We start from the raw sequence: 12416 nt of genomic DNA on the forward strand, positions 1-12416 counted from the left end.
TGCGTCTGCGACTCCGAACCCGCATGCCCTTGGGTAGCCGGGCGATGGGGCCAGCGGGTGACCGGGGACCACGGAGTCATGTCTATTGAGCCGCTCGTACATCGATGTCGAACAGTGCCTGGGGCCGCTCCTGACATTTCACTGACGGACCGGATGCGCGCACACATCCGGCGACAGCGTCAGTCGACGGCGGCCTCGTCCTGGCCTGCCGCGACTGGCCCGATCTGTCGGCTCTGCTACCGCGGAACGCCCGTCGTGGATGTCGGCCAGGGGCATGAGGTAACTCCGACAATCTGCTGACATCCCTACTCGCCGCTTGGTGCCGTTGACCAGGGGCGGGAGCAGTGTCGTCTGAAGGGTGAAGGTTGTCTGACGGCCATCGGTCGTGTCACAGTGCGATCACGTAGAGCGAAAGGGGGAGGCTGGTCGATGTACCCGGATGTGGAACACGAGGCCCGGGTCGCTCTCGGCAAGGGCTTGCGCGGTCTGCGCGAGCCGGCCTTCACCCAGCAGACCCTCGCGTTGGCGATCAACTATTCGCGGTCGACCGTGGCGAATGTGGAAACCGCCCGGCAGCGGGTGCCGCGGGAGTTCTGGATCGCCTGCGACGCGGTGCTGGCCACGGATGGTCTGCTCACGCGGGCGCACGATGACATGGAGCGGTCCCGGCAGGACCGGCAACGAGCCGCCGCTGCCATCGGCTTCCGGCAGCAAGGCCTGGTGGACTCTCCGCCCGGTCGCGGGCAGCACCTGGTGCACCCATCGGTGACCGGCGGCCAGGCCTTCCACGCACCCGACGTCGATCAGATCGCGGCGATTGTGTGGACGCTGGCGGCGGCGGATACGGCTGGGCTGGACCGGTCGACCATCGCGGATGCGCTGGCGGATCTCACCGATCTGTCCCATGCCTACGGAGTGCAGCACCGCTCGGTCACGATCGCCCAGGGTGCGCAGACGTTCGCCGAGCTGCAAACGCTTCTCAAGCAGGCTCCCCGGCGCACCGATCGGTCGGACGTTCACCTGGCGATGGCGTTGACGTCGGCGCTGATGGCGTCAGCGGCGTTCGACCTGTCCCATGCGGCTGCGGCGACTCGGCTGGTCCGCGCTGCGCGGTTGTTCGCGGACCAGTGCGGTGAACCGGCGGTGCTCGCGTGGGTACTGGGCTTGACCGCGTCGTTCCACAACTGGCAGGGCCGACCCTCGCAGGCGCTGCGCGAGACTGAGCGCGGTCTCGCCCTGCCGATCGGGACCGCGGCACGGTTCCGGCTGGTACACATCGCCGCCCGGTCGCAGGCGCTGCTGGGCAACAACGACGGCGTCGCAGATCTCCTCCGGACGGACGCAGACCTGGACCTCTCGGCGGCGGATCCGGTCGAGCAGTTCGCCGGCGAGTTCGCGTTCGGCGCCGGGCGAGCCGCCGCCTGCGCGGGAGCCGCGTGGCTCGACTTGGGCGACGGCACCGCGGCAGCGGGAGCGCTGCGGCACGCGATCCGCTGGTATCGCGACTCCACGGACACTGCCCAGGCGCCCTTGCTGGGCGCCCAGCTGGACCTCGTTTCCGCGCACGTGCTGGCCGACCGGCCCGATGCTGCCCTCCAGGCGCTGTCTCAGATCACGCAGCCGGGGGTCCAGCACCAGATCGCCGTCGTACGAGCCCGCTCCGGTGCGTTGCAGCAGCGCATCCGATCCCGCCCATGGCGAGACTCCAGCCAAGCTCAGCAACTGGGGGACGCGCTGCAGCAGTGGGATGACGAGACGCGCGCTGATCTAGAGCCGGTGGCGGGCTAGCAGCTGCTGTTCGTGGGCGCGCGTCAGGCCTAGCTCGGCGGAGCGTTCATGCCCTGCCGTAGGCGGGGCGTCGCGCATCCACTGCCAGGTGTCGTGCACCGTGTGCTGGACAGGCCGGCAGGTCAACCCGCTGCCGAGCGCGCGTGCGGCGTCGAGCTGCCACACTCCCTCGTGGGTCCGCCACAGCGGAAGCTCCGACCACTGCCGCACACCGGCCGCCACCAGCTCCTCGTCATCGACCCAGACCAGCCTGGCGTCGGACCCAGTGACGTCGCGACATGCCTCCAGCAGCTGAGCGAAGGTGACGGTCCCCGACGGCGCCGCGACGTTGAACGCGCCGCTGACCTCGGCGCGGATCGTGTGCAGCGCGAAGTCGGCCACGTCGCGGACGTCGACCGGCTGGATGAAACGGCCGGGCGCACCGGGGGCGACGACAGCACCACCAGCTTGGATCCGCGACAGCCACCACGGCAACCTGCCCACATACTCACCAGGACCTAGCACCACACCCGGCCGCAGAACCGCCGACCGCCCCAGGCCGAAGGCCTCCTCGACCGCGACCTCGCACCCGGCTTTCAACCGGCCGTACCGGGTCGGCCCGTCCTCCACATCATCAGGCCCGTATCCCGGACCGGCATCTGGCGGGCAGTCCAGCCGCGGCGACGCCTCGGTCAGCGGCCGGACGGGCCAATCGGCGTAGATACTGACCGTCGACACCAGCACGTACCGCTGGCACACCGGCTCCAGCAGCCGGGCAATCCCTAGGGTGTTGACAGGCACGAAGGCGGTGCAGTCGATCACCGCATCGAACTCGCCCAGCCGGGCCAGCCTCGCGGTATCCGCTCCGACGTTGCGGTCGCCGCGTACCGCGGTGACACCGCTGACGTCCGGAGCAGCCTGACCCCGGTTGAACGTGACCACCTCCCAGCGCCGGTTCACGGCTGCCTGGACTATCGCTCGGCCCAGAAACTGTGTCCCACCAAGGACGAGGATGCGCACCTGGCCATTGTCCGTCACCTGGCCAAGCCGCAACGACGGACCCGCCCGGCTAGAGCTCGGGGCGACCAGCCTGCAGGGTGCTCGGCTGATCAGCCTAGCGCTGAGGCAAAACGTACACAGTGTCCTAGTATCGGCTAGGGCACCGGCGTGTCGCAAAACCGTGTGCCCTATATCCACTATGGGCAATTGGTGTTGGCGACGGAAGGCTTTCCTGCTGGAACGTTTTCGGCGAGGGCGGCTGCACGGCGAGGTGGAAGACCTCGGCCGGACCGTCCTGTCCTGGCTCGGCTGGCGGTTCTGACCTGGCCGAACTGCCATCACAAACAACCTAGGATGCTTTAGGGAATGTGATCCACCCGACGAGGGCGCGCTCCACCGCTCTCCAGTCGGCGCAGCTGACGGCAGCAGGCCCGCGTCCTGAGTGCAGCCCAGAACTCGCCAGGGAGCCGCGCCCGTAACCCTGCGGGCCCGCCTCCGCGTTCGCCGCGAGGGCCTCGGGGGTGAAGTAGGCGACGGCGTGGATGGGCTCGAATCGGGCCCACATCTGACCTGCGGCGTGCGGATTTATGGAGTTCCTCGACGAGAATGCGGGCAGGCCCCACCTGTTGTGCTCGTTGACCGGCACTCTACGGGGCGTGGTCCGGGTACTCGCCTGGGCGGGTGACCTGGAGTTTTATGTCGACTATTGAATTGCCCCAGAAGGTGCCGTGCTCGACGGCCGGCGGATCCACCGCAGTCATGACGGCGACGGACTCGTCCAGGCTCATCAATGATCACTGGTAGGTGTAGCGGGTGTCCGGTGCGGTCGAGGTTGTTGTAGCCATCGCAGGTGTAGACCCGGCGAGGGTGGCCGTGGGTGATCACCACGTCGGGTAGTGCGATGAGGAGCGTTGTGGCGATCTGCCGGTGGTCGGCGTGGATGTCGCCGGTGCCGTGAGTGATGATCACGTCTGGGCGGACACGCACCAGGTGCTCGGCCAGCAGTTCGGGGTCCAGCCGCTCAAGCAGTATGAGATCGGCGCCGCTGACCGCAGCGCCTGCTGCGGCTTCACGATCACGTATAGAGTCGGCGGCGGGTGTGAGGATTGTGATCTTCGAACCCCGCCGCGCGTGCTCGATCAGCGTCCCGCCGGCCCAGAGTTCCGCATCGTCGGCGTGACCCATGACCGTCATGATCGAGGGTGCGGTCACCAGAGTCCCAGCTCCTCGATGATGTCAGTCGGTTTCGGAAGTGCCGCGCTCGGCCGCCCGGTGGGCGATGACGGCGGGTCGAGTTCGGCGTCGAGCCTGATCATGTCTCGCCATTTGCGGGCGAGTCGTGGTCTGGGTGGACCCGGGTGATGAGTTCCGCCGGCGTCCGGCGCTGCCGTTGCGGTCATGCGTGGGATGGCCGCGTGGAAGTCCGCCTGGTTCTGCGGTGGGGTCGACGAGGGTCGGGCAGCGGCATCGCCTTGACCTCGTAATACATGCTGGCAGCGATGCTCACGCCGTGGTCGGTCAGGACCCGGCAGATCGGCTCGATACCGCCGAAGCATGCTTTGTGCTCGTCGATGACCCTCACGAGCGTGGGTGGCCGGTCGCGTCCGCCGTCCGTAGGACCTCGGTCGTGAAGAAAGCCGCTTTCAAGACTTCATTCGCATTCCGAGGTTGGCCGTGATCGACCCGATCGCCTTCCACTCGGTGGCGTAATCGCCGCGGTGTTCGAGCACCAGAGAGACGCGGGACACATATGCCGGTGTTGTGTGGCTGTTTAGCAGCAGCAGAAGGGGACTTCTCAGGGGTATGTCAGGAGGTCGGAGTCAGTTGGAGCATCATCGTGTCGAGCATGGGGGCGTCGTCGTTGGGCTGTGATGTGGCGATGTGGTGCCACCCCCAGTGTTCGTAGATGTCGCGAGCCGGCGCCGAAGGCATGGCGCTGAGAATGGCGTATGGCTCGGTGCGGGTGTTGAGCAGGGTCGTGAGCAGTGTCCGTCCCAGTCCGCGCTCGCGGTGTGGCCTGCGGACGACGAGTTCGATGACGGCGAACTTCGCTGCGGCGCGGATCTGTTCGGGCGGTTCGGTGAGGGAGTTGGCCCACCATTTTCCCGCGTCGATGGTGAGTCCGAAGGTGAATCCGCAGAGCGTGCCGTCGTGGTCGTCGGCGGTGACGAGGGTGAACCCCTCCCGTGCGGCCTGGTTGTGCGTGCGGTTGAGGAACGCGTCCTTGTGCCACAGCGGCCCGGAGTTGTAGGGCGGTTCCGCGTACACCTCCAAGTACAGGTCGGTGAGTTCGTCGAGCCGTTCGAGGGCGGATGGGCCGCTGGCGATGGAGATCGTGCTCTGGTGTGGCATGGATGTCTCCTCGCAGGTCAGTCGGCGGATGTCTGGAGCAGTTCGCGGTACTGCACGACTTGCGGGCGTCGCTGTTCGCGGAGGGGGACGGCTTCGACGACGCGGGCGGCGACGGTGAGCGCGATTCGTTTCCGGCGGTGGGTGGGCAGTCGGCTGACGGCGCCATCGGCCTGAGTGATGCCTTCGGTGATGTGTCCTTCGCGGATGAGGCAATAGGCGCGGTGGAGCCTGATCTGGCAGTGGCTGACGATCTGGGCCGCTGGGTAGAGCTGGAGTGCTCGGTCCTGGGCCGTGTAGGCGTCGCGGATGCGGCCGCTGTGGGTGAGCACGAACGATTCGGTATGGCGTAGGGACTGTTCGGGCCAACCGAATACGGATTCGGTGAGGGAGCGGACTTCGTCGGGCAGTGCGTTGAACATCGTTCGCGTTTCGTCGAGGGCGGCTAGCGCGGCTTCGTGGTGCCCCATCATGGCCAGGGTCTGTGCTTTGCCGCCGAGCAGTTCGATCCGGCCGGCGGTGGGGGAGTCTGGTGTGGTGGCGAGGCCGCGGAGGGCGAGTTCGAGGACGACTGGCAGCGGCCTGTTCTGATATAGGCCGCCGACGGACTCATGTCCTCGCACCCAGGAGCGGATGGACTCGTCGCCGGATTCGTCGGCGAGGCGGCGGGCGTGCCGCCAGGCGTGACGTGATTCACGGGCGTAGCCGAGGTCGGTGCATGCCTTGGCGGTGAGAGCGCCGAGGTGGGCGGCGGGTCCGGCGAGTTGGCGGCGGTCCGCGGCCGAGGACCGGCGCATCTGGTCGATTATCGTGGTGAAGTCGCCGACCAGGTCAAGGAGTAGGTCCTGGCGTGGGGTGGTGAAGTAGGCGTAGCCGTACTCCCAAACGGCTTCATGCCAGCCGTCCACTGCGGCGGGCGACCGGAGGCCGCCGCCGTCGACTGTCAGCGCGGTGATCCCTTCGGACGCTTGTCCGGTCACAACAGTCGCTAGTGCGGTGATAACCGTTCGTCGCAACATTTCTTCAGTCTCACTCACTGGGAGCCGGGGGTCGATCTCCCGGCTGGGCTTCGCTGTGGCGTACGGATCCTGGTCTGACCGGTCTGGCGTCCGACATGCGCAGGGGGCGGCGTTCGCCGGGTGTCGTGTGCCGCTGACGGCGTCTCTCTTCGCCGCAAAGACCGCTGCTGTGATCTGAGACCGGTACCGGTTGGCCAGGGAGTCGACGAGGGCGTGCTCGCCGGTGAGCCGGGTCCCGGTGTTGAGGATCTGGTCGCAGTCCTGCCAGAACCGTCGGGGGGCGTTCTGCCTGCCCGTCTCGACGTTCGCCACGGAGCTGCGACCGTAGTTGATCGCACGGGCCAGGCTGTGCTGGCTGAGCCCGGCGGCCTTGCGCGCGGCTGTGAGCGCCACACCCAACGCCTCCCGCGCAATGCGTACCTCATCCTCGCTGACCACGAGCCCCTCCACCCGATTCCCAGCAATCGCGTCGTACCCGATCGATCAACCTGGCGCGCTGTTACAGCTTAATGTGGCGGCGGCCGGTATCGACCATGATCGGCGTTCATGGGTGTCATTGGATTGTCAATGAATGCCACGCATGGCGCAGGTTCCTCGACCTCTAGATCATGGATGGGCGGAGCGGTCTCGGGAATGCCAGAAATCGGCTGCTCATCCGGCGGCTCACCGGTTTCCGCAATGGTGTGACGGGTCCGGACGTGCCTGCGGTGGCTGACGGCGGGGCTGTGGTTCGTCGGTATGTGCCGCCACAGTGATCCGCGCGGATCTGGGGGTTGTGACTGTGCTGTCGGCGGGTGCCAGGGCTGGACTGAGGTGCCGGTGGCGGCTGGCTCGCTATGGTGGGTTCACTCCCGACACTCCCAACTGGTCAAGTCTTTGACTGGTCAAAACGTTGACCGTAGGGTGTGGGGGTGACCGACCCCGAAGCCGTCCCCGAGCTCATTCGGGTAAGAACCGCCGTGACGTCGTTCCGGGATGCCAAGTCTGAGCTGTTGACCTCGTTGCGGGTTGCGAAGCTGGCGGGGGTGTCGGCCAATCAGTTGGCTCGTGAGTGCGATGGTGTGATGTCGCGGCCGACGGTGCTGGATGTGCTGAAGTCAGAGGACGGGGAGGCGGCCGGAGATGAGTGATGCTCAGCAGTTTGTGCACCTGCATGTGCACACCGAGTATTCGATCCTGGACGGTGCCGCCCGGATCAAGGACATGGTGACCGAGGCGGTCCGGCTGGGGATGCCGGCGGTGGCGATTACCGACCACGGGAACTTGCACGGGCTGGCGGACTTCTACAAGGCCACGACGAAAGCCGGCCTAACGCCGGTGCTGGGGATCGAGGCGTATCTCGCGCCGTCGGACCGGTTCCACAAGAAGACCGTGCGGTGGGGTCGGGACGATCAGCGCGGTGATGACGTCTCCGGCAGCGGCCGGTTCACCCACGCGACGTTGTGGGCGCAGAACCACACCGGTCTGCGGAACCTTTTCCGGTTGTCGTCGCTGGCGTCGATCGAAGGCCAGTACGGTAAGCCGCGTATGGACCGTGACCTGCTGTCCAAGTACGCGGACGGGATCATGGCGACGACGGGGTGCCCGTCCGGTGAGGTGCAGACCCGGCTGCGGCTCGGGCAGCCCGAGGCCGCGTTGGAAGCGGCGGGGGCGTTCCGGGACATCTTCGGACCGGACAACTACTTCGTCGAGATCATGGACCACGGTCTGGAGATCGAGCGGCGGGTTCGCGACGGCCTGATCGACATCGCGCGCAAGCTCAACCTGCCTCCGGTGGTCACCAACGACTCGCACTACACCCTGCCCGAGCAGGCCGAGGCGCACGATGCGCTGCTGTGCGTGCAGACCGGCGCCAACATCTCCGACACCAACCGGTTCCGGTTCGACGGCAAGGGCTACTACCTGCGGTCCGCCGAGGAGATGTACGCCATCGACGGGTCCGACATCTGGCAGCAGGGGTGTGCGAACACGCTGCTGATCGCCGAGCGGGTCGACACCGCGGGGATGTTCTCCTCGACGAACCTGATGCCGACGTTCCCCGTACCGGACGGGCACACCGAGCAGACGTGGTTCGACGTGGAGGTGTGGGCGGGGATGGCCCGCCGCTACCCGGACGGGATCCCCGACGACCGGCGGGCCCAGTGCGAGTACGAGATGGGCGTCATCAGCCAGATGGGGTTCTGCGGGTACTTCCTGATCGTCTCGGACTTCGTGATGTGGGCGAAGATCAACGGCGGTGCCAATCGGGTCGGGCCGGGCCGCGGGTCGGCGGCCGGGTCGATGGTCGCGTACGCGATGGGGATCACCGAGCTGGACCCGATCACCCATGGGCTGATCTTCGAACGGTTCCTCAACCCCGAGCGTGTCCAGATGCCCGACATCGACATGGACTTCGACGAGCGTCTGCGCATGGACGCGATCCGCTACGTCACCCAGAAGTACGGTGCCGACAGGGTCGCGATGATCGGCACGTTCGGCACGATCAAGGCGAAGGCCGCGATCAAGGACGCCGCCCGGGTCCTGGGCTACCCGTACGCGGTGGGGGACCGGATCACCAAGGCGATGCCGCCGGCGGTGATGGGCAAGGACATCCCGCTGTCGGGGATCTTCGACCCGCAGCACCCCCGCTATGCCGAGGCCACCGAGATCCGCACCCTGCACGACACGGACGCGGACGTGGCCCGGGTCATCGGCGTCGCGCGAGGCCTGGAGGGCCTGGTCCGCCAGACCGGTGTGCACGCCGCAGGCATCATCATGTCCGCCGAACCGTTGATCGACCACGTGCCGCTGATGCGTCGCGAGGCCGACGACGCGACGATCACCCAATGGGACTACCCGACGTGTGAGTCCATCGGCCTGATCAAGATGGACTTCCTGGGGCTGCGGAACCTGAGCATCCTCGACGACGCGCTGCGCTACGTCGAGATGACCTCGGGCCGCAAGATCGACCTCAACTCGCTGTCGCTGGAAGACATCCCCACCTACGAACTGCTCGCCCGGGGCGACACGCTCGGGGTGTTCCAGCTCGACGGCGGCCCGATGCGCGACCTGCTCAGGTTGATGAAACCGGACTCGTTCGACGACATCTCCGCCGCGCTCGCGCTGTACCGGCCCGGCCCGATGGGCGCTAACTCCCACACGAACTACGCGCTGCGCAAGACCGGACTGCAGCCGGTCACGCCGATCCACCCGGAGCTGGAAAAGCCTCTGGAGAAGATCCTCGGCCCGACTTACGGCCTGATCGTGTATCAGGAGCAGGTCCAGATGGCGGCCGTGGAGCTCGCGGGTTACAACCTTGGCCAGGCCGACAACCTGCGCAAAGCCATGGGTAAGAAGATCAAGGCGGTCCTGGACAAGGAGTTCAAGCCGTTCCAGGACGGGATGCGCGAGCGCGGCTACTCCGATGAGGCGATCCAGACGCTGTGGGACATCCTGGTCCCCTTCGCCGACTACGCCTTCAACAAGGCCCACACCGCCAGTTACGGACTGGTGTCGTTCTGGACGGCGTACCTCAAGGCGAACTACCCCGCCGAGTACATGGCGGCGCTGCTGACCTCTGTCGGCGACGACAAGGACAAGATGGCCGTCTACCTCGCCGAGTGCAAGCGCATGGGCATCCAGGTACTGCTGCCGGACGTGAACGCCTCGATCGCACCGTTCGCGCCGGTCGGCGGCGACATCCGGTTCGGGCTGACCGCAGTGCGCAACGTCGGCGCCAACGTCGTCGAATCGATCATCGAGGCCCGCAAGGAGAAAGGCGCCTTCACCTCGTTCGCCGACTTCATGACCAAGGTCGGGCTCGTCGTCTGCAACAAGCGCACCATCGAGTCCCTGATCAAAGCCGGCGCGTTCGACTCCCTCGGCCACACCCGACGCGGACTGCTCGACATCCACGAAACCGCCGTCGAAGCGGTCACCGGCATCAAGAAGCAGGAAGCCGCCGGGCAGTTCGACCTGTTCGGCACGGTCCAGGCCGAAGACACCGTCATCGGCTTGGACCTGACGATCCGCGAACACGAATGGAACCGCAAAGACCTCCTCGCGCTCGAACGCGAGATGCTCGGCCTCTACGTCTCCTCGCACCCCCTGGCCGGCACCGAGAAGATCCTGCGCGCCAACTCCGACCGGCCGATCATCCAGATCTTCGACGAGGGCCTGCAGGACGGTGCGATGGTCAGCGTTGCTGGAATGCTCGTCGGGGTCTCCCGGCGCACCACCAAGCAGGGCAAGATGTGGGCGTCGGCGACCCTGGAAGACCTCGGCGGCAGCATCGAGGTGCTGTTCTTCCCGAACTCCTACGAAGTGGTCGGTCCGTACCTCATCGAGGACGCGATCGTCGCGGTCAAGGGTCGGGTCAGCCAACGCGATACCGGCGCCACGTCGATCATCGGCATGGACCTCGCCGCGCTGCACGTCACCGAAGCCGACCTCGACGCCCACCCGGCCGTCATCCTGTCGATGCCCATCGACCGCGTCTACGACCTGACCGACCCCCTGGCCCGCATCGTCAACTCCCACCCCGGCAAACACCCCGTGCACCTGCGGCTGCGGGGCCGACCCAAGGACGTGGTCCTCGACCTCAAGGTCACCGTCGACCCCGGCGTCGGGTTCCGCTCCGAGGTCAAAGGCATCCTCGGCGCCACCGCGTTTGCGTGACCACCGTCGACCTGATGGGAGGAGCCCAGCTCCCCCCATGCCACCGGTGCACGAGCGAGCTCTACCTCACCGCCCGCACACCGCACCCCACGATGCCCGGCAGCCGCATCGTGGGACTGTGCCCCCGCTGCGACGCCCGCGACCCCCACGCCCAGCCCCTGCTGGCCTACCTCGCCATCCACGACGGAGTCCAACCCGGGGACGAACGCACCGTCGCCGCCCTGCTGCACGACTGGACCGTCACGGCCGCCACCCGCATACCCGACCCGGCCGCCTTCGACGACGACCTGCACACCTGGTCCGCCGGCGACCTATAACAATGCCGATGTCGGCAGAATGTCGGCGAACCCCAACAACGTAGAAGACGATCTATGCGCGTGGTTACGGTAAGCCGGTGAATGGGGGTTCACGAAGGGAAACGACATGACAGCACCGACCACCATCCATCCCGCAGCCCTGCTGCCCGACGGCGCGCTCGACATCCTCACCGGCCGCCTCCACAAAGACCACCCCGATCTCGACCTCGACCTCTGCGCGCGCATCCAGCGGCAGTCCCTGGAGTTCCTGGCCGCATGCGCGAGCAACCCCGGTACCAGCCTCACCCCCTCGGTGATGGTCGACCTCGGCTGGCACAACCTCATCCTGCATACCGAGATGTATGCAGCGTTCTGCGACGCAGTCGCAGGCCGGTTCATCCACCACTACCCCTACGACGGCGGACAGAACGACCCGAGCGTTCTCGACCGCACCAAGAACCTCATCACCGCCGCCGGCTACACCATCGACGAGCCGCTGTGGGCCCTGAACGCCGCCGACTGCGGCAACGACGCCCCCTGCGGCTCGCACGCCCGCTGACCACACCCACCCGCACGCTGAGAGCCAGCGTCATCAAGGTACTCGGCTTCACCATCGGCATACCCCAGCGACAAGCGTTTTCGGATGTCTGCTGAATCAGCCGACGTCGACAGGCAGTCGGCATCTTCCCGCCATACGTCACCGCTGACAGGCTACGAGTTGGGGTGACCTCGGCTCCTGGCACTCAACACACTCACCGCGACCGAACCAACAACCCCATTCACTCGGCCGCAGATGAGGGGTGCGCCGTCGGCAGCTCCCTGCTACCGGCGGCGTACCCCTTCTCGCAAGATTCTGCGGACCGAGAAGGGTTCTGGCCGGGCTGATCTTGTTCTCGCCCATCCGGTTAATGATCAGATGTGGGCTTGACTGGCGTGCGGCCAAAACTGCATATCAATGACGATGCCGCCCTCGCCGACGTGACGGTGACCGACGCGCACGGCCTGAACCCGAAGGTCATCCACACGACGCAGGAGCACCCCTTCTGGAGCATTGATCAGCGGAAATGGGTTTTGGCTGCAGACTGGTCCCGGGTACTCAGCTGCAGGAGGTTGAGCCGGAACTCGGCCTTACCGTGACCTCGGTCGTGACATGGCGCGGCAGCCGGGTCGTGTACAACCTGACGATTCAGGACATTCATACCTACTATGTGCTCGCCGGTAACACGCCCATCTTGGTTCACGACACGGGCGGTGGAAATACTCCTCCGATTGCCGTCATTGGGCCGAGCGGCGAAATTATTCCCGCAGTCCCGGCTGGAGCGATAGGCAC

General features: G+C 66.5%; 9 protein-coding genes. 6 read left to right on the top strand and 3 right to left on the bottom strand.

Annotation, left to right across the window (positions count from 1 at the left end; genetic code table 11):
• Positions 1-441 precede the first annotated feature (441 nt).
• Positions 442-1788 carry a helix-turn-helix domain-containing protein gene (locus F4553_RS39875; protein WP_184846930.1) on the top strand — a complete coding sequence of 449 codons (1347 nt, stop codon included), beginning with the start codon at positions 442-444 and terminating at the stop codon, positions 1786-1788.
• Here F4553_RS39875 and F4553_RS39880 read toward each other — a convergent pair.
• Entirely contained in the window at positions 1768-2805 is a 1038-nt protein-coding gene (locus F4553_RS39880; protein ID WP_376776346.1) for an NAD-dependent epimerase/dehydratase family protein, read from the bottom strand. The genes F4553_RS39875 and F4553_RS39880 overlap by 21 nt on opposite strands.
• 897 nt (positions 2806-3702) lie before the next feature.
• On the opposite strand from F4553_RS39880, the gene F4553_RS40410 reads away from it, so the two are divergent.
• Positions 3703-4128: a hypothetical protein gene (locus F4553_RS40410; RefSeq protein ID WP_221470668.1), complete on the top strand. Its 426-nt coding sequence runs from the start codon at positions 3703-3705 to the stop codon at positions 4126-4128.
• A 444-nt stretch (positions 4129-4572) separates the two neighbouring features.
• Here F4553_RS40410 and F4553_RS39890 read toward each other — a convergent pair whose 3' ends face one another.
• Positions 4573-5118 carry a GNAT family N-acetyltransferase gene (locus F4553_RS39890; RefSeq protein WP_184846936.1) on the bottom strand — a complete coding sequence of 182 codons (546 nt, stop codon included), beginning with the start codon at positions 5116-5118 and terminating at the stop codon, positions 4573-4575.
• Between the two features lie 17 nt (positions 5119-5135).
• Positions 5136-6572: a helix-turn-helix domain-containing protein gene (locus tag F4553_RS39895; RefSeq protein ID WP_184846938.1), complete on the bottom strand. Its 1437-nt coding sequence runs from the start codon at positions 6570-6572 to the stop codon at positions 5136-5138.
• 473 nt (positions 6573-7045) lie between these two features.
• On the opposite strand from F4553_RS39895, the gene F4553_RS39900 reads away from it, so the two are divergent.
• The 4 genes from F4553_RS39900 (at position 7046) to F4553_RS39915 (ending at position 11645) form a co-directional block, all read left to right on the top strand.
• Positions 7046-7264, top strand: a complete 219-nt coding sequence (locus F4553_RS39900) for a hypothetical protein (protein ID WP_184846940.1) — start codon at positions 7046-7048, stop codon at positions 7262-7264.
• A complete protein-coding gene (dnaE, locus tag F4553_RS39905; RefSeq protein WP_184846941.1) occupies positions 7257-10790 on the top strand; it encodes a DNA polymerase III subunit alpha in 3534 nt (1177 codons plus the stop codon). The genes F4553_RS39900 and dnaE overlap by 8 nt, the downstream gene beginning before the upstream one ends.
• A complete protein-coding gene (locus F4553_RS39910) occupies positions 10787-11107 on the top strand; it encodes a DUF6300 family protein (RefSeq protein WP_184846943.1) in 321 nt (106 codons plus the stop codon). Before dnaE ends, F4553_RS39910 begins: the two co-directional genes overlap by 4 nt.
• A 106-nt stretch (positions 11108-11213) precedes the next feature.
• On the top strand, positions 11214-11645 hold the full coding sequence (locus tag F4553_RS39915) for a glycine-rich domain-containing protein (RefSeq protein ID WP_184830560.1): 432 nt from the start codon (positions 11214-11216) through the stop codon (positions 11643-11645).
• The last annotated feature ends 771 nt before the right edge of the window (positions 11646-12416 follow it).

The sequence above is a fragment of the Allocatelliglobosispora scoriae genome, from assembly GCF_014204945.1.
Classification (GTDB): domain Bacteria; phylum Actinomycetota; class Actinomycetes; order Mycobacteriales; family Micromonosporaceae; genus Allocatelliglobosispora; species Allocatelliglobosispora scoriae.